The 20194-nt window shown below is 49.8% G+C and carries 20 protein-coding genes and 1 pseudogene; 17 read left to right on the top strand and 4 right to left on the bottom strand.

Annotation, left to right across the window (positions count from 1 at the left end):
• The first annotated feature begins 15 nt into the window (after positions 1-15).
• From asd to gspC, 10 genes are all read left to right on the top strand, one after another.
• Complete coding sequence (gene asd / locus AC4IE7_RS07925; RefSeq protein ID WP_490776280.1) at positions 16-1131, top strand: aspartate-semialdehyde dehydrogenase; 1116 nt, start codon at positions 16-18, stop codon at positions 1129-1131.
• Between the two features lie 326 nt (positions 1132-1457).
• A complete protein-coding gene (locus AC4IE7_RS07920) occupies positions 1458-4232 on the top strand; it encodes a motility hub landmark protein FimV (protein ID WP_490776279.1) in 2775 nt (924 codons plus the stop codon).
• A 186-nt stretch (positions 4233-4418) separates the two neighbouring features.
• A complete protein-coding gene (gene truA, locus AC4IE7_RS07915) occupies positions 4419-5174 on the top strand; it encodes a tRNA pseudouridine(38-40) synthase TruA (protein ID WP_490776278.1) in 756 nt (251 codons plus the stop codon).
• 82 nt (positions 5175-5256) lie between these two features.
• Positions 5257-5883 carry a phosphoribosylanthranilate isomerase gene (locus AC4IE7_RS07910; RefSeq protein ID WP_490776277.1) on the top strand — a complete coding sequence of 209 codons (627 nt, stop codon included), beginning with the start codon at positions 5257-5259 and terminating at the stop codon, positions 5881-5883.
• 4 nt (positions 5884-5887) lie between these two features.
• Complete coding sequence (gene trpB / locus AC4IE7_RS07905) at positions 5888-7084, top strand: tryptophan synthase subunit beta (protein ID WP_490776363.1); 1197 nt, start codon at positions 5888-5890, stop codon at positions 7082-7084.
• Positions 7081-7899 (top strand): tryptophan synthase subunit alpha, encoded by an 819-nt coding sequence (trpA, locus tag AC4IE7_RS07900; RefSeq protein WP_490776276.1) that lies wholly within the window; start codon positions 7081-7083, stop codon positions 7897-7899. The genes trpB and trpA overlap by 4 nt, the downstream gene beginning before the upstream one ends.
• Positions 7900-7934: 35 nt before the next feature.
• Positions 7935-8795, top strand: coding sequence for an acetyl-CoA carboxylase, carboxyltransferase subunit beta (gene accD / locus AC4IE7_RS07895; protein WP_490776275.1), 861 nt, complete (start codon positions 7935-7937; stop codon positions 8793-8795).
• A gap of 144 nt (positions 8796-8939) precedes the next feature.
• A complete protein-coding gene (gene folC / locus AC4IE7_RS07890) occupies positions 8940-10208 on the top strand; it encodes a bifunctional tetrahydrofolate synthase/dihydrofolate synthase (RefSeq protein ID WP_490776274.1) in 1269 nt (422 codons plus the stop codon).
• A gap of 130 nt (positions 10209-10338) precedes the next feature.
• Complete coding sequence (locus AC4IE7_RS07885) at positions 10339-10902, top strand: SPOR domain-containing protein (protein WP_490776362.1); 564 nt, start codon at positions 10339-10341, stop codon at positions 10900-10902.
• 39 nt (positions 10903-10941) lie between these two features.
• A complete protein-coding gene (gene gspC / locus AC4IE7_RS07880; protein WP_490776273.1) occupies positions 10942-11901 on the top strand; it encodes a type II secretion system protein GspC in 960 nt (319 codons plus the stop codon).
• A gap of 177 nt (positions 11902-12078) precedes the next feature.
• On the opposite strand, the gene AC4IE7_RS07875 is transcribed toward gspC, so the two are convergent.
• The 3 genes and pseudogenes from AC4IE7_RS07875 to AC4IE7_RS07865 all read right to left on the bottom strand — a co-directional run bounded on the left by AC4IE7_RS07875 (position 12079) and on the right by AC4IE7_RS07865 (position 13696).
• Complete coding sequence (locus AC4IE7_RS07875) at positions 12079-12348, bottom strand: MoaD/ThiS family protein (protein WP_490776361.1); 270 nt, start codon at positions 12346-12348, stop codon at positions 12079-12081.
• 18 nt (positions 12349-12366) lie between these two features.
• A pseudogene (locus AC4IE7_RS07870) lies at positions 12367-12717 on the bottom strand (gamma-butyrobetaine hydroxylase family protein); the annotation flags it as partial.
• A 130-nt stretch (positions 12718-12847) separates the two neighbouring features.
• Entirely contained in the window at positions 12848-13696 is an 849-nt protein-coding gene (locus AC4IE7_RS07865) for an SDR family oxidoreductase (RefSeq protein WP_490776272.1), read from the bottom strand.
• 187 nt (positions 13697-13883) lie between these two features.
• Here AC4IE7_RS07865 and pomA point away from each other — a divergent pair, with 187 nt between their 5' ends.
• From pomA to nudB, 7 genes are all read left to right on the top strand, one after another.
• Positions 13884-14642: a flagellar motor protein PomA gene (gene pomA, locus AC4IE7_RS07860; RefSeq protein ID WP_490776271.1), complete on the top strand. Its 759-nt coding sequence runs from the start codon at positions 13884-13886 to the stop codon at positions 14640-14642.
• A gap of 2 nt (positions 14643-14644) precedes the next feature.
• Positions 14645-15523: a type VI secretion system protein TssL, long form gene (tssL, locus tag AC4IE7_RS07855; protein ID WP_490776270.1), complete on the top strand. Its 879-nt coding sequence runs from the start codon at positions 14645-14647 to the stop codon at positions 15521-15523.
• Between the two features lie 57 nt (positions 15524-15580).
• Positions 15581-16198 carry a PilZ domain-containing protein gene (locus tag AC4IE7_RS07850; protein ID WP_490776269.1) on the top strand — a complete coding sequence of 206 codons (618 nt, stop codon included), beginning with the start codon at positions 15581-15583 and terminating at the stop codon, positions 16196-16198.
• 264 nt (positions 16199-16462) lie between these two features.
• Complete coding sequence (locus tag AC4IE7_RS07845; RefSeq protein ID WP_490776268.1) at positions 16463-16726, top strand: FmdB family zinc ribbon protein; 264 nt, start codon at positions 16463-16465, stop codon at positions 16724-16726.
• 18 nt (positions 16727-16744) lie between these two features.
• Positions 16745-17371: a DUF502 domain-containing protein gene (locus tag AC4IE7_RS07840; protein ID WP_490776267.1), complete on the top strand. Its 627-nt coding sequence runs from the start codon at positions 16745-16747 to the stop codon at positions 17369-17371.
• Between the two features lie 48 nt (positions 17372-17419).
• Positions 17420-19210 (top strand): aspartate--tRNA ligase, encoded by a 1791-nt coding sequence (gene aspS / locus AC4IE7_RS07835; RefSeq protein ID WP_490776266.1) that lies wholly within the window; start codon positions 17420-17422, stop codon positions 19208-19210.
• Between the two features lie 43 nt (positions 19211-19253).
• Positions 19254-19700: a dihydroneopterin triphosphate diphosphatase gene (gene nudB / locus AC4IE7_RS07830; RefSeq protein ID WP_490776265.1), complete on the top strand. Its 447-nt coding sequence runs from the start codon at positions 19254-19256 to the stop codon at positions 19698-19700.
• A 48-nt stretch (positions 19701-19748) separates the two neighbouring features.
• Here the strand turns inward: nudB and AC4IE7_RS07825 are convergent, their stop codons facing one another.
• Entirely contained in the window at positions 19749-20141 is a 393-nt protein-coding gene (locus AC4IE7_RS07825) for a DUF302 domain-containing protein (RefSeq protein WP_490776264.1), read from the bottom strand.
• Between the last annotated feature and the right edge of the window lie 53 nt (positions 20142-20194).

Below are 20194 nucleotides of genomic sequence, written 5' to 3'. Positions count from 1 at the left end.
AACAGGTTATTGAAGATGAAAAGAGTCGGTTTTGTTGGTTGGCGTGGCATGGTGGGTTCAGTTCTTATGGGGCGCATGCTCGAAGAGAATGACTTTTCCCTGATTGATGAGCCGGTCTTCTTCACAACCTCCCAGGTTGGGCAGGCTGGCCCCGATATCGGTAAGTCGATTCCCGCCCTTAAAGATGCTGCATCGCTGGATGAGTTGATGGCTATGGAGGCCATCGTGACCTGTCAGGGAGGCAGTTATACGAATCAAGTTTACGATCAATTACGTGCAGCCGGCTGGCAAGGCTACTGGATTGATGCCGCTTCCAGTCTGCGTATGAAAGATCATACGTTGATAGTGCTTGATCCAGTCAATGAGTCGGTGATTCGTGATGGTCTGGTTGCTGGGAAACGTGACTTCATTGGCGGTAATTGTACAGTCAGCCTGATGCTGATGGCTTTGGGCGGGCTGTTTCGTGAAGATCTGGTGGAGTGGGCAACTTCAATGACCTACCAGGCAGCTTCAGGTGCTGGTGCACGTAATATGCGTGAATTGATCAGTCAGATGGGGGCCTTGGAGGTGGCGGTGCATGATCAGTTGATGGATCCCGCTTCTGCAATTCTTGATATCGACCGCAAAGTTGCTGATACCATGCGTAGCGACGCTTTTCCAACAGATAACTTCGGGGCTGCCCTTGCCGGAAGCCTGATCCCATGGATCGATGTGCCTCTTGAAAATGGCCAGAGCAAGGAGGAGTGGAAAGGTTATGTTGAGACCAATAAAATATTGGGCCGAAGTGATAACCCGATCCCAATAGATGGAACCTGTGTACGAATCGGGGCTATGCGCTGCCACAGTCAGGCGCTGACCATAAAGTTACGTAAGGATGTGCCGATAGACGAGGTGGAGTCGATACTGGGTGGCGCCAATGATTGGGTGCAAGTTGTTCCGAATCAGCGTGATGTCACAGTGAGTGATTTGAATCCAGCTCAGGTGACTGGAACCTTGAATGTTCCGGTCGGACGTCTGCGAAAGATGAACCTGGGTGAGGAGTATCTGAATGCCTTCACTGTTGGTGACCAGTTACTTTGGGGTGCTGCAGAACCATTGCGACGGATGTTGAGGATATTGCTGGAAGGATAATTCCAGCTCAAAACCTCAAGGCATCGGTTTTTGATGGGGCTGATTGGGTTGAGGATCGATAGATCTTCCTCATAACAAGCAGAAATGGAAGTGAAAAAATACGACCGATTTCTCACTTTTAGTTGTTGAGCCCAAATAGCTGTACAGTATTGCGATTTTTATTGTGATGATCCTTTTAGTTTTGGTAAAAAGATCATTCATAAGCTATAGTTAGCGACTAATTGTTAAGTTTATTCTAACCATTCGGGGCTGAACGGCGGGCCTCTGACCCACTGTGTCAAGGTGACTTTTTGGCCAGTGGTTATGTTTTCTGGCAAGGAGGAAGCATGATTCGTAAGCTGTCTTTGGCAGTGGCTGTTGCAACAGCTCTGTCACCATTGGGTGCTCTCGCTCTCGGACTAGGTGAAATTCACCCACAATCGGCACTTAATCAGACCTTCAAGGCCGATATCGATCTGCTTTCCGTTTCCCAGGAAGAGTTGCAGGATGTACGTGTCTCTCTGGCTTCTTTACAGGCCTTCAAAAAAGCGGGTATGGAGAGGCCTTTTCATCTGACTTCACTGAAATTTGCTACGCAGCTGACAGCTTCGGGCAAACCGGTAATCTCAATCAGCAGCAAGGATCCTATACGTGAGCCCTTTCTGAATTTTCTTGTTGAGGTCAATTGGCCGAAAGGCAGGTTGGTCAGAGAATTCACAGTATTGCTGGATCCGCCGGTAACCCTGAGTCGAAAGCCTACTCCGGTTGCTGCACCTGTTGTCAGAAACCAGCCAGTTACCAGAGTGATCCCAAGCCGTAGGGCAACAGCGCCTGCAGCCAGCATGTCTGAAGTAACGATGAGTTCTGGAGGGGGAAGGGAGTACGGACCTGTACAGCCCAATGAAAACCTCTGGAATATCGCCAAGCAGATGCGCGAAGGTGGTGAGTCGATCGAGCAGGTGATGATGTCACTGCTGGACAACAACCCTTCAGCATTTATCAACAACAACGTAAACAACCTCAAAGTCGGAAAGATCTTACGCTTACCAGAGGATGCGAATGTTACTGCCATGACGAAGCGTGAAGCACGCGAAGAGTTCATGGCACAGACCAGAGAGTGGCAGTCAGGTTCCCGACGTGCTGCAGCCCCCGAACAGAGCAAGCAACAAGCATCTACTCCGAGCTCTTCCCCAGCGCCTAAGGATCGACTGAAGCTGGTCTCTCCAAAACCTGGCGCAGGTGAATCTGCTGAACGGGAAGGTATGGCGGAATCTGCCGAGATTGATCGTCTGCAGCAAGAAATATTGTTGGTGAGGGAGTCCAATGAGGGTGCTCTGCAAGAGAACAGCGCGCTAAAATCCCGAGTACAGGAACTCGAAAATCAGATTCAAGACATACAAAGGCTACTGACACTCCGCAGTGATGAACTGGCTGAAGTACAGGCCGCACAATCAACTGCCTCTCAGAAGATGGAAGAGATGCAGCCTGCTGCAGAACCAGAGGTGCCTGTTGCTGAAGCTGAGGTAGCCGAAGAGATGACAGCTGCTGAACCTGCAATGGCAGAAGCAGAGAGCGCCCCAGCCTATGAGATAGAAGCGCCTGCTATGCCAGTGCCTGAAGGTACTGTTATAGAGGAAGTAGATATTGAATCCAAAATAGCTGCTGAGCAGGACAAGATGGCTATGGAGGAGGCGCCAGCAACTGAGGCTGAACCCGCCGCTGCGCCAACATCAGCACCTGTTGCAGATAAAGTGGAAGCCAAACCGGCACAGCCAGAACCGAAACTTGCCGAACCACCAGTTGCTAAATTGCCAGAAAAGAAGGTGAGCTATTTCGACGGTTTGAAAGAGAACAGCACCATGCTCGCAATTGTCGGTGGTGCGGGTGTCCTGCTGATTGGTCTGCTGACCATGATTATGCGGCGTCGTAAAGAAGCGGAGGCTGAGTTTGCAGAGAGTATTCTGGTCTCACCGGATAGCGATATCGTGCCAACCGGTGCTGATGATAGTAGTTCTCTGACTTCGCCTACCGATGAAACCTCTTTCATGAGTGATTTCTCACCCAGCGATATCGATGCATTGCAGGATGAGACTGGTGAGGTGGATCCTCTCTCTGAAGCAGACGTCTATATTGCATATGGTCGATACCAGCAGGCAGAAGAGCTCATCAATCAGGCCATCGAGAAGTATCCTGAGCGTGAAGAGCTTAAGCATAAACTGCTTGAGATCTATTTCTCCGCTAAAAAGTCTGATGAGTACTCAGCCCTTGCACAGAAACTGCATGATGATGGCTTGGCTGAACAACAGCCTGATGCCTGGAGCAAGATCACTGCTATGGGTAAGGAGCTGAATCCTGGACATGCCCTGTTTGCAGGTGCAGCTGGAATGGCTGCTGCCGATCTGTCAGACGGTCTTGATGATCTGGACCTGGATCTAGGTTCTGTCGCCGATATTGAAGAACCTGCTGCTGCTCCTGAAGCTGCCCAAGATGTCATTTCGGATGCCTCCGATGAATTGGACTCCATGGATCTGAGTGGCCTGGATAATCTTGATGAAATGGATTCCGAATCCCTTGAGGCTGATCTCTCTCTTGATTCCGAATTTCTGAACAAGATGGATGGGGTGGAAGAGGCGACTCCGATGGAGGATTCCGATGCATTGGACATCGATCTGAGTGATCTTGAGATCGATTCAGTACCCTCATCTGGAATTGAATCCAAACCAGTAGCAGAAGAGAGTTCAGAAGATCCGCTCCCCTTTGATCTTTCCGACATAGAAGATAGCCAGGTTCTGGATGATGTCGTTGAAGGCATCGAGGTAGAGGATTCCGAAGTCCTTGATGACCTGGATCTGGATAGTATCGAGCGAGAACTGGAAAACATCTCCACTGACCTGGACAATGAAACAGGCGATGTTGATGAGCTGAGTCTACTGCACAGCCATAGTGAAAACCTTGATCTTGACTCTACAGATGAGATTACCACTAAGCTTGACCTGGCCCGTGCCTATATAGACATGGGTGACAATGAGGGCGCCAAGAGCATCCTTGAAGAGGTTGTTGGTGAAGGTAGTGAACCCCAGCAGAAAGAGGCCCAGGATCTTCTGAGCAGTCTCAGCAGCTGAACTTAATCTGTTCCGAACAATTTTTTGTTCGGGTAAATAGAAGGGCGCACCGGGTGCGCCCTTTTTTTTCAGGAACTTTTTTAGGGCCTGTTAACACTAATCTAATTGGCCCTGTTGCCCCTGAAAAAAGCGCCAATCAAGGCGCGAGGAGAGAGGTTTGGTTACTCCAAATGAACGAGGTTTTTAATGAGGGTGGCCCTGGGTATAGAGTACGATGGAACCGCTTTCCACGGTTGGCAGTATCAGGGCGATGTTCGCAGTGTCCAGGAGTTGTTGCAAATAGCCCTCTCGAAAGTCGCTGATCATGAAGTAACTGTACACTGTGCTGGCAGAACCGATACCGGTGTGCATGCCACCGGGCAGGTGGTACATTTTGATACCCCTGCAGTCAGATCTGAAAGATCCTGGATCCTGGGTAGTAACGTGAATCTTCCTGCAGATGTCAGTGTGAGCTGGGCTAAGGAGATGTCCGAGACCTTCCATGCCCGTTTCAGTGCTATTGGACGGCACTATCGTTATCTTATTTTGAATCAACCCTATCGTTCGGCCTTATGGCGAAATCGAGCCGTGTGGATACACCAACCCTTGGATGAGATGGCCATGCATGGCGCTGCTCAGCATCTGCTGGGAACACACGATTTTTCATCCTATCGGGCTATTGGCTGCCAGGCAAAGCATCCGGTCAGAACCATTCACAGCCTGACGGTCTCCCGCCAGGGGGAGATGTTGAGCATAGATATTCACGCGAATGCTTTCCTACACCATATGGTTCGTAATATAGCTGGAGTATTGATCTCCATAGGCAAAGGTGAACAACCTGAATCCTGGGCAGCAGAGGTTTTAGAGTTGCGTGACCGCACACTGGGTGGCGTTACAGCGTCTCCCCAAGGATTGTGTCTGACAAAGGTGGATTATCCTGATGAGTTTAAACTGGATGATTGATGAAGGCGCATATGATAGAGGGATATTTGATTGCAAATGACCATAGCGTCGGCCCTGAGCTTACTGTATCTTTCAGCATCCTATGAGAACCAGAATTAAGATTTGTGGAATTACCAGGCCAGAAGATGGGCTTGCTGCTGCCCGTCTCGGGGCGGATGCAATTGGCTTGGTGTTTTATCCACCCAGCCCCAGGGCGGTGACTCCTGATCAGGCAGCAGAGATTGTGAAAAGCCTGCCGCCTTTTGTTACAGTTGTGGGTCTGTTCGTAGACGAAGATAGAACGGTTATCGAGCAGATCCTCAAAGAGGTACCCCTCGATCTGCTTCAGTTTCATGGAGATGAATCCCCAGAAGAGTGCAGTGGATTTGGCAGGCCATGGGTCAAAGCGATCAGAATGAAAGCGGATACTGACCTGGCATTTGAAGCGCAAGCCTATGCTTCAGGTTCGGGTTTGCTGCTTGATACCTATAAGGCAGGCGTGCCCGGAGGCACTGGCCAGACTTTTGACTGGAGTATGGTGCCCCTGTCCCTTGCTGGCAGGATCATACTGGCTGGTGGATTGGATAGCGAGAATGTGACTCAAGCGGTGCAGCAGCTGCGACCATTTGCAGTTGATGTCAGCGGCGGTGTGGAAGAATCGAAGGGAATCAAAGATGTGGCAAAGATAGAGGCCTTCATTACGGGAGTGATGCGTGGTGACAACGACTGAAAATATGATCGGGAACTATCCCGACGAACGGGGACATTTCGGTTCCTATGGCGGGGTATTCGTCTCTGAAACCCTGATGAAACCGCTCGATGAATTACGCGAGGCCTATCAGCACTATATGCAGGATGAGGCCTTCCTTAAGGAGCTGGATGAAGACCTTAAACACTATGTAGGTCGTCCTTCACCCATCTACCATGCCAAGCGCTGGAGTCAGGAACTGAATGGCGCACAGATCTACCTCAAACGGGAAGATCTCAATCACACTGGCGCACATAAGGTAAATAACACAGTAGGCCAGGCTTTGCTGGCGCGCCATATGGGTAAAACCCGCATTATTGCCGAGACAGGGGCAGGGCAACATGGTGTTGCTTCAGCGACGGTAGCCGCACGTCTGGGACTGGAGTGTGTGGTCTATATGGGGGCGGTGGATATTGCCCGTCAGGAAGCCAATGTCTATCGTATGCGTCTGTTAGGTGCAGAAGTCAGATCTGTTGAGTCAGGTTCTAAAACCCTCAAAGATGCGCTGAATGAAGCGATGCGCGACTGGGTAACGAATGTCGACGACACATTCTATATTATCGGCACTGTTGCCGGCCCTCATCCCTATCCTGCGATGGTAAGGGATTTTCAATCAGTGATCGGACGGGAAGCACGTCAGCAGATGCTGGATCAGACCGGTCGTCAACCCGATGCACTGGTTGCCTGTGTCGGAGGAGGATCGAATGCTATCGGTCTCTTCTACCCATATCTGGATGATAGAGAGGTGGCGATCTATGGGGTGGAGGCTGCAGGCAGTGGATTGGAGACAGGTAATCACGCAGCCCCCCTATGTGCCGGAAAGCCTGGTGTACTGCATGGCAACCGTACCTATTTAATGGAAGATAGTGATGGCCAGATCATTGAGACTCACTCTATCTCAGCTGGTCTGGATTATCCTGGTGTTGGCCCTGAACATGCCTGGCTTAAAGACAGCGGAAGAGCCAATTATGTTGCGGTCACTGATGATGAAGCACTGCGTGCATTTCATGATCTGACCTGTATCGAAGGTATAATCCCGGCACTTGAATCGAGTCATGCATTGGCCTATGCCGCAAAGCTGGCTCAGACCATGAGTCGTGATCAGATGGTGCTGGTCAACCTCTCCGGTCGAGGCGACAAAGACATGCATACGGTGGCGGCGCACGAGGGATTGAAGTTATGAGCATGCTCAAGAAGAAGTTTGATCAACTACAGCAACAGGGTAAAACTGCGCTTATCCCGTTTTTGACTGCGGGAGACCCTTTGCCAGAGATTACCGTTGATCTTATGCAGGATCTGGTTGCCGCTGGTGCCGACATCATTGAGCTGGGTGTACCATTCTCAGATCCTATGGCCGATGGTCCAGTCATCCAGCGGGCAAGTGAGCGGGCTCTGGAGTATCATGTCAGTCTGAGAGATGTATTGGAGATGGTTCGGCGCTTCAGGCAGATGGATAGTGAAACCCCTGTGATATTGATGGGGTATCTCAATCCAATAGAGATTATGGGCTATCAGCCATTTGCCAAGCAGGCCGCAGAGTCCGGGGTGGATGGTGTTTTGATTGTCGATGTGCCTCCTGAAGAGGGGCACGATCTTCAGCAGATACTGAAGCAGCAAGGGGTGGATCAAATCTATCTTGTTGCACCCACCAGCACTGAGGATCGTGTACGGCGTATCTGTGAACTCTCTAGTGGCTTCGTCTACTATGTTTCTGTAAAGGGTGTCACAGGCGCCAGTCATCTCGATTTAAAAACTTTGGATGATAAACTGAAACAAATTCGACAGAATACAGAACTACCTGTGGGGGTCGGATTCGGTATCAAGGATGCCGAGACTGCTGCTGCAGTTTCTCAACTGGCTGATGCAGTGGTTGTTGGGAGTGCTTTGGTTTCGCGGGTTGAGGCGCTGGCCGATCAACCTGAAAAGATAGGCGCAGCCCTACGGGGACTGCTTTCGTCGATGAGACAAGCGATGGATAGCGCTGAGCCTATGTCCTGAACCCGAGAATATAACGATAAAGGTTAACTAGATCTATGAGTTGGTTCGAAAAACTGATGCCAAGCCGCATCCGAACGGATGCAGGGCATAAACGTGCAGTACCAGAGGGGTTGTGGGCCAAGTGTCCGGGGTGCAGCGCGATTCTCTACCGGGCTGAGATGGAAAGAAATCTCGATGTCTGCCCAAAATGTCACTACCACAACCGAATCGGTGCCAGAAGGCGACTTGAAACCTTCCTTGATCCTGAGCCCAGGGAGGAACTCGGTGTAAATCTTGAGTCTGTTGACCCACTGAAATTCAAGGATAGCAAAAAGTATAAGGAGCGGTTGGCTCAAGCCCAGAAAAAATCCGGTGAAAAGGATGCTTTGGTGGCCATGCGTGGCCAGCTTAAAGGTATGGATATCGTGGTTACGGCATTCGAGTTCAGTTTCATGGGCGGTTCAATGGGATCCGTGGTGGGTGAACGCTTTGTACGTGCGGTCAATATGGCCCTGGAACGGCATATCCCACTGATCTGTTTTTCTGCCAGTGGTGGCGCTCGCATGCAGGAGTCTCTGTTTTCACTGATGCAGATGGCTAAGACCAGTGCTGCTCTGGAGCGGTTACAGAAGCGTGGTTTACCCTTTATCTCAGTGATGACTGACCCGACTATGGGCGGTGTTTCAGCCAGCCTGGCGATGCTCGGCGATATCAATATTGCTGAACCCAACGCCTTGATCGGATTTGCTGGCCCCAGGGTTATTGAGCAGACCGTGCGAGAGAAGTTACCGGAAGGGTTTCAGCGCAGTGAGTTTTTACTTGAACATGGCGCAATCGATATGATTATTGATCGGCGGGATTTGCGTGATCGAGTAGCCGACCTGATCAGTATCCTGATGAGTAAACCAAGAGCCTGAGTGGGCCTCTATTTGAGTGCGATACTCGTCAGTCTTTCACACAGATTGTGTGCTTTGGAAAAGGCGACCCTTTCAATGCAGCGCTCAGCGTATCAGCGCCGTTCACCATTGTCTCGCCCGAAATATAACTGTCTGTAGATACTGATGCGTTTCAATACCCTTGAGCAATGGCTCGGTTGGCAAACCACCCTGCATCCGAAGGAGATCGACCTGGGTCTGGAACGGGTATCCGATGTATGGCATCGGCTCAAACCGGAAGGGCTCCAATCCTTGGTCGTAACAGTCGCCGGCACCAATGGCAAAGGCTCCAGCGTGGCACTGCTGGAGAGTATCTATCGCCATGCAGGTTATCAGGTAGGCGCCTATACCTCGCCCCATTTGGTTAGATATAACGAGCGCATACGTATTAATGGCCAAGAGGTCTCCGATAGCGCCCTCTGTCAGGCCTTTGAGCGGGTCGATCAAGCGCGGGGGCAGACCATATTGACCTATTTCGAATTTGCCACCCTGGCCGCTTTGATTCTATTTGCAGAGCAGAACCTCGACCTGGTGATTCTCGAGGTAGGTTTAGGGGGGCGTCTGGATGCGGTCAACATCATCGATGCGGATGTGGCTTTGATTACCACAGTGGATCTGGATCATACCGACTGGCTTGGGGATAGCCGCCAGCAGATCGGCCTGGAAAAGGCCGGTATTATGCGTAGCAACAGGCCAGTGGTGGTTGGAGACAGCGCGATCCCAGAGAGTGTGCCTGAATATGCGCAGAAGATCGGTGCTGAACTCTATTTGGGCGGCAGCCATTTTAATCTGAGCCCTGGTGGTGATACCTGGCAATGGCAGACTAAGGGTGACGATTTGCTGACACTGCCGCAATTCAGGTTTAACGGCAAAGGGCAGGTCAGTAACACCAGTGCAGTGATAATGGTCTGTAGACTACTGCAATCCAGTCTGCCACTGAATCAAATGCAGATCATTGACGGATTGAATCAAGTTTCGTTGCGGGGACGTGCCCAGTTGATCGAGGGCGAGCCCAGTATACTGCTCGATGTGGCACATAACACTCAGTCTGTCTCATCGCTTAAGGAGCACCTGGATCGGCTTGGCTGGCCAGGCAGGATAATCGCACTATTCGGTCTGTTGAAGGATAAGGATGCCAAATCGATCGTGGAAATCATTAAACCTGCTGTCTCCGGCTGGTATCTGGTCGACCTTCCGGGAGATCGGGGACAAAGTGCTGAGCAATTGGCCAAGGCGGTACGACAGAGCGGGGTCGAGAGTTCTGTTCACTGCCACCACAATTTTGCGGATGCTTTAAAAGCAGCTCAAACAGAGGCAGAGCCACAAGATTTGCTTCTGATATTCGGTTCCTTTCTGATAGTCGGAGACGCGTTGCAACATTTGCACCCAGAATGAGGTCGCCGGTGGGAACTGATATACTCGCACTTTGAATATGAACAAACTATCAAAACGGTGGCAGAAATGAACAGGTTTGTCGCCGGATTAATGTTAAAGAAATCTTCGCTGCAAGACGGATGTGATTAATATGGCCCTGGAGGAGAGACTGAAACAGAGGATGCTGGGTGGGGCAGTGCTGGTTGCGCTGATCGTCATTTTTGTACCTATGTTAATCGAAGAACCGGTTGAGAAACGCGATCAGTCAGCTCACTCCATACCGATAAAACCTCAATCCCCGACGTCTCAGCCAGTTCGAACCCCTGAGCCTGTAAAGCCGCAAAAAAAGATTGCATCTGAGGCACCTCCACCAAAACCTGCGGTCGAACAGAAACCAAAGGCTCAACCCAAGCCGAAGCCGGTTGTTAAAACCAAGCCGAAGAAGGCTGCGACCAGTGACAAATCCCGCACATCACCAACGGCCTGGATAATACAAGTGGCGAGTCTGACGAATGAGAAGAATGCTGAAAAGTTGGTGGAAAAGTTACGTAAAGCGGATTTGCCGGCACAGATGGAACTTGTCAAATTGGATGGTAAGCGACACTATCGTATAAGAGTAGGGCCAGAGGTTGATCACAGACTTGCAGAGAAGATGCTTGCTAAGATAAAAAAAGATTTCAAAATGAACCCGAAACTGATGCGCTATCCTCAATGAGTGATGGATTAGTGTTAACAGGCCCAGTGGAAACCTGAGATGAATATCGCAACACGTGCACAATCCTATCTCAATGGATGGATGGATGATAAAAGCTCACCTAAATGGCTGGAGGGCTTTCTAAGCAGTCAGTTGCCGGTCATCGTTACCATTGTATTAATTCTGCTGATCAGTATGCGGGCTGCAGATCTTACCTGGGGTCTGATTCCTGCACCTCAGGTTCCGTTACACGTTCCGCCAACCACTGGGGCGCAAACATCGATTTCAAAAGTCTCACCAGCTGATAGCAACCAGTTATCAAAAATCGATAAACTGCATCTTTTTGGCGAAGCCGGAGTGAACAGAAAGCCCAAGAAGGTAGATAAAAAGGCGCCGGAGACTCGACTGAATCTCACCCTGCATGGTGTTTTTGTGGCTGAGCAGCCCGAAAATGGTGCAGCAATCATCGGCACCGGATCCACTCAGAAATACCATAAAGTAGGTGGTGCGGTGATGTCTGGAGTGACCCTGCAGGGTGTCTATACCGATAGGGTTGTACTTATGAGAAAGGGAAAGTCCGAGGTATTGAAGTTTCCTAAAATCAAAAACACCAGTGCCCCGAGCAAGGGAAAAAGCTCCAATAAAGGCAGACGTAGCGTCAAAGCCAGAGATAACTTCGGTCCCAATGTTAGCGCTTCATCGTCTCGCAAAGGTAATCTCAGTCAATACCGGGATATGTTGCGCGAAGAGCCGCTAAAGGTTTTCGAATATGTACGTTTTGTACCCGTCAAGTCGCGTGATGGGATGAAGGGATATCGAATTCTGCCCCAGAAAAACCGTGAGTTGTACAATCAACTGGGGGTCAGGCCTTCTGATCTGGTCACAGCAGTTAATGGCATTCCTCTGACCAATGACAAAGAGGCGATGAAACTGATGGATCAGCTCAAAGACTCACAGACGCTGCAGGTGGATATCATTCGCAATGGACAGACTAGGTCATTGAATTTCGACCTGAATTAAAAATTGCCCTTCCTTTAGCCTAAAAAGATCAGTTGGGCAGCGTGATTCACCCAACAGGTGGCCATGACCATCGAAGCTATTTTCTACACAATCAGGAACCTGCTACTAGAATGGAGCGATCAACTGATTTTTTAGGTTTAACAATCAGCATCTAGTGGCATAGCCCTAAAAGCCAATTCAGAGCTCAGGTGTTGCCGGGGGGGTTGGCTGATTAGGCACCAGGGCCACTTCGTCACCATTCTCCAATGGGGTAAACATCTCTGCAAATTGCTTGTTGATGGTTGGACGGAGTAGTGATTCGTCAAATACAGGTGCGATTTCCGGACGTCGCATTCTCATCAGCTTCAGCAGATCGGTAATTGTGGAGACTGACTGTGGAAGAACTATCTCCTCAGCCTCTTTACCTATCTTGTTCGCCAGCCAGGCGAAGTAGAATAGTTTGACCACCCGATCTTTCTGCACTTCGCTTTGTCGCTGATAACCCGCAGCTTCCAACTTTTCCAAGTATTTTTTCCAGTTATTCTCATACTTTGAGCCTAACTGATAGAGCGTTTCCCAAGAGTAGATACCGGTATCATGACCGTCATCGAATATCAGTCTAATGGCATATTGGCCCTGAGGCTCAATTTTTTCGATATTGACCGACTCTTTGCCCGTGACGGGTATTTTGCTAGCCTTGACTTCAGCGGCGGTGGAAAAAACACGCAGATATTCACAGGGGAGCTCAAAGTTGGCCCCATCTGAGAATCGAAGTGCCAGAAGACGGGACTTTCTGTGCAGGTTGATTTCAATGGGGGTAGGGGTCTCTGTAGTCATGGCTTTGGTCAGCAGTGTTTGATCAAGGGTGAAGGATCATGTCACAGAACAGGTTCCCGCTTCAACCTGGACATTTCAAGAGATTCCGTGAGTTGTGCAAGAGCTAACTGGAGGCTTAATTAAACGACATTTAGCGCTTGCCGCTGCCCGACACCTTAAGTAGCACTCGATCCATGCCGCGGCTGGTCAAAATGCGTCTCAACAGGCCAAAAAGGTAGGTTGGGAAGGTAACTGAGTATCTGACTTTGGCTGACCGGCTTTCCAGGGCATGAATAACCCTCTTTAAAACTGCTTCTGGAGGTAGTGTGAAGGGGGTGGCGGGGCCCTTTTTCTTCAATCTGGCCAACATCGCCTGGTAGTGTGCTTTGTGAGCTGACTCTTCCGGGTCGATATTTTTTTGCCACATAGCAAATGCATTGTCTCGGAATCGGCTCTCAATTGGCCCGGGTTCAATCAGAGAGACTTGTATGCCACTGTCAGCCAATTCCAGGCGTAGGGTATCTGTCAGGCCCTCCAGTGCATATTTGGTGGCAACATAGGCCCCTCGATAGGGGAGGGTCATGAAACCTAGGATTGAGCTGTTCTGAATGATGCGTCCCATACCCTGTTTGCGCATCGCGGGAATTACCTGGCAGGTCAAATCGTGCCAGCCGAAGAGGTTGGTCTCAAATTGTTCCCGCAACACTGCCACGCTGAGATCCTCCACTGCGCCAACCTGACCATAGGCACCGTTGTTGAATAGGGCATAGAGCGTCCCGCCAGTCTCATTAAAGACCTTCTCGACAGTAGCTTTGATGCTTTCACTATCGGTTAGATCCAGCCTGAATGCTCTCAAACCCTGCTGCTGTAAATCACTGACATCATTAGGGTTTCTGGCGGTTGCGAATACATCATAGCCACGTTCTTTCAGTGCCTTGGCGACGCATAGACCGATACCACTTGAACAGCCTGTGATGAGTATGCTTTTTGTATCGGTCATGGTGTTAACTTACCTCTGTGATAGTGGCTAAAAAAGACTGGAAATTCCTAAACCAGGAATTAAAGTTTGACTCATTGTGACCGCTAAACCAAACAGATTAATCGCATTAAGACAACGCTCTCTGACCCGGATAGAGAATTGCTCTGAAAGCGACTAAAACAGCAACGGAGTTTCGGAGAATATTTAGGTGGACATTGCGACACTGGTTGGTCTTTTAGGTGGATTCGGCATAATTATCGGTGCGATCGCCTCTGGCGGCGACGTGATGTTATTTGTCAATGTTCCTTCTCTGCTTATCGTTGTCGGTGGTACTTTCATGGTAACCCTGATGCAGGTCTCATTGGGTGATTTTCTCGGTTCCTTCAGTATGGGGATGAAGGCCTTCTTTTATAAAACCGATGATCCAAAGAAATTGATTGAGGAAGCGGTAGAGTTGGCTGATATCGCACGTAAAAATGGCTTGTTGGCCCTGGAAGGACAAGAGATATCCAACGGCTTTCTCAAGCAGGGCATTGGTCTGTGTGTTGACGGGCACGATCCGGTACTGGTGAATAAGTTGCTGACCAAGGATATCGATCTCACGATCGAGCGCCATGAGGTCGGCCAAACGATGTTTAAAAATATGGCTACCATGGCACCGGCAATGGGTATGATCGGAACACTGGTGGGACTTGTTCAAATGTTGGCTAATATGTCTGACCCTGCGAGTATCGGTCCTGCGATGGCTGTTGCACTGCTGACAACCCTGTATGGCGCGGTAATTGCAAATGCTTTCGCTCAGCCTATCGCTGATAAGCTGGCTCGAGCCAGTGGTATGGAAAAAACCAATAAATCATTGATTATAGAGACAATATCAGGAATTCAGGAGGGTATGAATCCAAGGGTCCTGGAACAGCTTCTTAGCACCTATTTGCCCACTGGCAAGCGTCCTGTACAGGAAGGCTGAGCATGGCTGACGAATGTCCCAAATGTCCCGATGGTCTGCCCCCATGGTTGGCTACCTTTGCGGATCTGATGTCGTTGCTGATGTGTTTCTTCGTACTACTGCTCTCTTTTGCCGAGGTTGATGCCCAGCGGTTTAAGAAGATGGCAGAGTCGATGAAAGATGCCTTCGGTGTGCAGCGGGAGATACCGGCAGTCGAAATCGTCAAAGGCACCAGTGTCATTATGCAGGAGTTCAGTCCGGGTAAACCAGAGCCTTCACCAATTGATGATATTCGGCAGACGACCAGTGATTTAGAGCAGGAGTTTCTTGATAGGGAAAAACAGCAGCAGGATAGTCTTGATATCGATCAAGCCAAGGCCGCGATGCAGGAGAAACTGGAACGAGAGGTTGAAGCTCAGGCAGTTGAGCTGCAGGAGATGCTGGAGGAAGAGATAAACGAAGGACTGATCGATGTGGATACAGAATCTACTAACATTATCATACGTATACAGGAAAAGGGCTCATTTCCTTCAGGGCGGGCAAATCTGAATCCCGATTTTTTCGAAGTCATTACCAAGATTACCGATGTGATTTCGACAACGCCGGGTAAGATCGTGGTAGCGGGCCATACGGACAATATACCGATCTCCACCAGACGATTCCGCTCCAACTGGGAGCTCTCCTCTGCCCGTGCAGTAACTGTGGTACATGCCATGCTGAGTAACGCAAGCATTGAAGAGGACAGGTTTCTGATACAGGGTTATGCCGATTCTCATCCCCTGGTTGATAATGATACTGCTGAAAACCGGGCACAAAACAGGCGTGTTGAGCTGGTCATACAGCGTGGTGAGGATCTTGGTGGCAGCCAAGAATCTGCTGCAATGCCTGAGGAAATAGACTGATTCAAATGATTTGTAACCTACTTTTAGTGTTAACCGGCCCGAATAGGAGTCAGACCGATGTCTATAGATGATCAGGAAAAAACCCAAGATGAGCGCAGGGAATTTTTCCGTATAGACGATTCTCTTCAAGTGAGTTATCGGGTAATTCCCGCATCTGAAATACCCTCCAGTATTGATGAGCAACTGAGGGCAGGTGATAGATTTACTGTGATGACACGTTTACAGGAGATCAGTCAACATCTGTCCGCCTCAATGCATCGAATTGAGCAGCGTGACACTGACATTGCCGACTACCTCAAAGCGCTCGACGAAAAGGTCAATCTGCTGGGTAAAAGCTTTCTGACAGAAGAGCGGGAACTGCTTGATCGACCCTCGCAAAAAGTCAATTTGAGTGCTGGTGGATTGGGTATGGATATCACCGAGCAGGTTGAAGTGGGCTCAATGGTGGAGATCAAGCTGCTGCTGCTACCCTCATACAGCGGTCTTCTGGCCTATGGGGAAGTGGTTGGTATTGTAGCTTCCGAGGGGGATCATCCAGATTATCCCTATCATGTCAGAATCAATTTTTCACTGATCCGCGGGGCAGATCAGGATGCCCTGATTCGACATATCACTCGGCGACAGGGAGAGATGTTGAGACAGCGCCGGGAGATGAAGGAGTCGCAAGAAAATTGATCCTCACTTTGTGGGTCTACCATCTTCATCAATTCTCAGTAAGGTAGCCTGGATTCCGTTGCACTCAATCCAGGCTACAGGCTATTGCGCGCCGTGCAGGAGCTGTACCACCACAAGTGCTCACTTCACGCCGTCCGACTGATCTTTTTAGGTTTAAAGAACCTTGAATAGTAGTCTACTCACCCCAATATGGTAGGATTCCAGAATTCTACGCTGCATAACAGAATGCGGCGACTAAATTCGATGTAATGAGGAGTGCCTGCAATGCCTATCTACGAATATCGCTGTGAGGCCTGTAACCATGAGTTTGAAGCCTTACAGAAGATGAGCGATGAACCGCTGAAGGCGTGTCCTGAATGTAAGCAGGATAGCCTCAAAAAACTGATTTCAGCTGCCGGGTTCCGACTGAAAGGGAGTGGTTGGTACGAGACCGATTTCAAAAGCGGTAGTAAAAAGAATGTTCATGATAGTGGTAAAACTGAAGGAAAATCAAAGGGGTGTGGTGGTGGATCCTGCGGTTGTGGCTAATATCCATTGGCTTTCTGAATGACCTATTTACGCCGTTATTTAGTAGCAGGCCTGCTGATCTGGCTACCCTTGGGCGCGAGTTATTTTGTTGTCAGTCTTCTGGTGGACTGGATGGATCGCAGCCTGTTATTGCTACCAGAGGCCTATCGTCCTGACAGTTTACTGGGTTTCCATATTCCGGGACTCGGTGTGGTGCTCTCTCTACTGATTCTGTTCTTTACAGGCCTGGTGGCAGCAAATCTGTTTGGTCGCCGTTTAGTAAAGCTTTGGGAAGCACTGCTTTCCCATATTCCACTGGTTCGTTCAGTCTACTCAGCTGTCAAACAGTTGGTCGAAACCATGTTTGCCGACAATGGCAAATCGTTTCGCAAAGTGGTGTTGGTAGAGTTTCCCCGCCGTGGACTCTGGACCTTGGCTTTCCTGACCAATGAAGATAGTGGGCCGGTACAAGAGGCCCTCGGGCGCGACATGGTCAGCGTCTATATTCCAACGACACCCAACCCCACAGGTGGATATTTCGTGCTTCTGCCGAAAGAGGAAGTACGGGAGTTGGAGATGAGTGTCGATGACGGATTGAAGATGTTGCTCTCCATGGGAGCAGTCAACTCGACACCTGGGCTTGCAGAGGCGCAACTCAAGCCGTAACATTCCCGCTTTTTAGCGTTTCCAGCGAAATCTCACAGGATAATACCCATGCGCAGTCATTATTGTGGCCAAATCAATAGCTCCCATATCGACCAGGAAGTTGAAATTTGTGGATGGGTGCACCGCCGGCGTGACCACGGAGGCGTGATTTTTATCGATCTGCGTGATCGTGAAGGTCTGGTTCAGGTGGTCTATGATCCCGACTTGCCAGAAGTTTTTTCCCTCGCAGAGCAGGTACGTAATGAGTTTGTGCTACGGGTAAAAGGGCGTGTCAGAGCGAGACCGGAAGGCACAGTCAATAAAGACCTGCCGACTGGGGAGATTGAAATTCTGGGTCTTGAGCTGGAAGTGTTGAATCGCTCAGAAACGCCACCATTCCAACTCGAAGAGCATGAGAATGTTTCCGAAGAGATACGTCTGCGCTACCGTTATATCGATCTGCGTCGTCCGGAGATGTTGGAGAAAATCCGCATTCGCTCCCAGGTGACCCGGGTATTACGCCGCTATCTGGATGATCAGGGCTTCATGGACATCGAAACCCCAATGCTGACAAAAGCTACCCCCGAAGGTGCCCGTGATTACCTGGTACCCAGTCGTACCCATCCGGGAGAGTTTTTCGCGCTGCCTCAGTCGCCACAGCTCTTCAAACAGCTGTTGATGATGTCAGGAATGGATCGTTACTATCAGATTGTCCGCTGTTTTCGAGATGAAGACTTACGTGCTGATCGCCAGCCAGAATTCACACAGCTCGATATCGAGACCTCTTTCATGGATGAGGATGAGATTCTGCAGATCAACGAAGAGATGATTCGTCAGCTCTACAAAGAAATTTTGGATGTGGATCTGCCCAACCCCTTTCCTCGCATGACCTACGATGAGGCGATGTCACGATTTGGTTCTGACCGTCCCGATATGCGTGTGCCTATAGAGTTAGTGGATCTGGGTGATCTGATGCAGGATGTGGAGTTCAAAGTGTTCTCCGGCCCGGCCAAAGATCCCAAGGGTCGAGTCGCGGCATTGATGGTGCCTGGTGGCAGTTCACTTAGCCGCAAGAAGATCGATGAGTACACAAAATATGTTGCTATCTACGGTGCCAAAGGTCTGGCCTACATCAAGGTCAACGAATTGGCCAAAGGCATCGAAGGGTTGCAGTCACCGATTCTTAAATTCCTTCCGGATGAGGTGGTGAATGCGATTCTTCAGCGTACCGGAGCAAAAGACGGCGATCTGATCTTCTTTGGCGCCGATTCGGCTCATGTGGTCAATGAAGCTTTGGGTGCGTTGCGTGTCAAAGTGGGTCAGGATATGGATCTGATGCAAGGGGACTGGAGACCGATCTGGGTTGTCGATTTTCCAATGTTCGAATGGGACGAACAGCACAAACGCTGGACTCCGCTGCACCATCCTTTCACCTCACCCAAGTTGGACCAACTCGATCTACTCGATAGTGACCCAGGTAACTGTAAATCACGTGCCTATGACATGGTGATGAATGGGGTTGAGCTGGGAGGTGGTTCCATCCGTATCCATCAGCAGGATGTACAACAGAAGATCTTCCAGCTCTTAGAGATCAGTGACGAGGAAGCCGAAGAGAAGTTCGGTTTTCTCTTGAATGCCCTGAAGTTTGGATGTCCTCCACATGGGGGCCTGGCATTTGGTCTGGATCGTCTGGTCATGCTGCTAACGGGTACAGCCTCCATTCGTGAGGTCATGGCTTTTCCAAAAACCCAGACGGCAGCGTGTATGCTGACTTCAGCACCATCAGAAGTGGCGCCAGAGCAGTTGCGTGAGCTCTCTATTCGTGTGCGTAAACCCACAACAGAAGAGAGCTCGTCTTAAGGGTAGACATCATCTTCGGACTCGTGACACATCACTGAACGATATGAGATCCAGAGCTAACAAACGGCCTGAGTCTGTACTGGTGGTGGTGCATACAGTCTGTGGTGAGGTATTGATGCTGAAGCGGGTTCTGCCGAAGCAGTTCTGGCAGTCTGTCACCGGTAGCTTGGAGTGGGGGGAGTCGGTGAAGCAGGCTGCGCGAAGAGAGTTGTATGAAGAGACAGGTATCATGGCGGGTGATGGCTTGATCGATCTGCAACAGCAGGTGACCTTCCCTATCTTGTCGGCCTGGCGGTCTCGCTATGCACCTTCAGCCCACACCAATACCGAACACTGGTTCTCTTTAATGCTACCTAATCGTCGTCTACCCAGACTACACTCCAGTGAACATAGTGCATACAGATGGGTTTCCTATGAACAGGCCTTGCGTCTGGCTACTTCCTGGACCAATCGCAAGGCCCTGCGATATTTGATGAACAATCGGCAGTGAAGATGTGTGGTGGCATTCTCTACTTGCAGAGAGTCCATTTACCTTCTGTCAGTTCGCGTTTAATTTTTCAATTACCCTCAGCAGCTTCTGTTTGGCCTCTGTCGCTACTTTTTTAGGTTCTTCTGTTGTGCAGTGACCGAGTACGGTTTCAGGATCCATGAAACTGACAACGACTTTACCATTTTCCTGCTCGCGCATTATGAAATTACAGGGTAACAGTGTCCCTGCGTTTGGTTCACTACTCAATACCCTGTCAGCCAATCCCGGATTGCATGCACCAAAAATGTGATAGGCGGGAATATCTTTATCCATTTTGTTTTTGAAGATAGCCTGAACATCCACGTCGCTGACTACTCCCAGATGTTCCTCCATCAAAACATCGCGAACACGCGCCACGGCTTTATCAAAAGAAAGATCTATCTCAGTGTTGAATTCGTACATAGTGCCTCCTGTTAAAAGTTGGCGCATTTCAACAGAGAGAGGGATATCAGGCA

It is taken from the genome of Candidatus Thiodiazotropha sp. AKAK3, assembly GCF_058244645.1.
Note: the sequence above shows the minus strand (reverse complement) of the source record. Positions and strands in the feature narration are given on the sequence as shown.

Bases quoted from the DNA above. Each gene is read 5' to 3' on its own strand.
- accD (WP_490776275.1), top strand. From the start codon at position 7,935: ATGAGTTGGTTCGAAAAACTGATGCCAAGCCGCATCCGAACGGATGCA.
- AC4IE7_RS07885 (WP_490776362.1), top strand. From the start codon at position 10,339: ATGGCCCTGGAGGAGAGACTGAAACAGAGGATGCTGGGTGGGGCAGTG.
- AC4IE7_RS07845 (WP_490776268.1), top strand. From the start codon at position 16,463: ATGCCTATCTACGAATATCGCTGTGAGGCCTGTAACCATGAGTTTGAA.
- trpB (WP_490776363.1), top strand. From the start codon at position 5,888: ATGATCGGGAACTATCCCGACGAACGGGGACATTTCGGTTCCTATGGC.
- nudB (WP_490776265.1), top strand. From the start codon at position 19,254: ATGAGATCCAGAGCTAACAAACGGCCTGAGTCTGTACTGGTGGTGGTG.
- AC4IE7_RS07825 (WP_490776264.1), bottom strand. From the start codon at position 20,141: ATGTACGAATTCAACACTGAGATAGATCTTTCTTTTGATAAAGCCGTG.
- asd (WP_490776280.1), top strand. From the start codon at position 16: ATGAAAAGAGTCGGTTTTGTTGGTTGGCGTGGCATGGTGGGTTCAGTT.
- folC (WP_490776274.1), top strand. From the start codon at position 8,940: ATGCGTTTCAATACCCTTGAGCAATGGCTCGGTTGGCAAACCACCCTG.
- aspS (WP_490776266.1), top strand. From the start codon at position 17,420: ATGCGCAGTCATTATTGTGGCCAAATCAATAGCTCCCATATCGACCAG.
- AC4IE7_RS07850 (WP_490776269.1), top strand. From the start codon at position 15,581: ATGTCTATAGATGATCAGGAAAAAACCCAAGATGAGCGCAGGGAATTT.
- gspC (WP_490776273.1), top strand. From the start codon at position 10,942: ATGAATATCGCAACACGTGCACAATCCTATCTCAATGGATGGATGGAT.
- tssL (WP_490776270.1), top strand. From the start codon at position 14,645: ATGGCTGACGAATGTCCCAAATGTCCCGATGGTCTGCCCCCATGGTTG.
- truA (WP_490776278.1), top strand. From the start codon at position 4,419: ATGAGGGTGGCCCTGGGTATAGAGTACGATGGAACCGCTTTCCACGGT.
- trpA (WP_490776276.1), top strand. From the start codon at position 7,081: ATGAGCATGCTCAAGAAGAAGTTTGATCAACTACAGCAACAGGGTAAA.
- AC4IE7_RS07910 (WP_490776277.1), top strand. From the start codon at position 5,257: ATGAGAACCAGAATTAAGATTTGTGGAATTACCAGGCCAGAAGATGGG.
- AC4IE7_RS07920 (WP_490776279.1), top strand. From the start codon at position 1,458: ATGATTCGTAAGCTGTCTTTGGCAGTGGCTGTTGCAACAGCTCTGTCA.
- AC4IE7_RS07840 (WP_490776267.1), top strand. From the start codon at position 16,745: ATGACCTATTTACGCCGTTATTTAGTAGCAGGCCTGCTGATCTGGCTA.
- AC4IE7_RS07865 (WP_490776272.1), bottom strand. From the start codon at position 13,696: ATGACCGATACAAAAAGCATACTCATCACAGGCTGTTCAAGTGGTATC.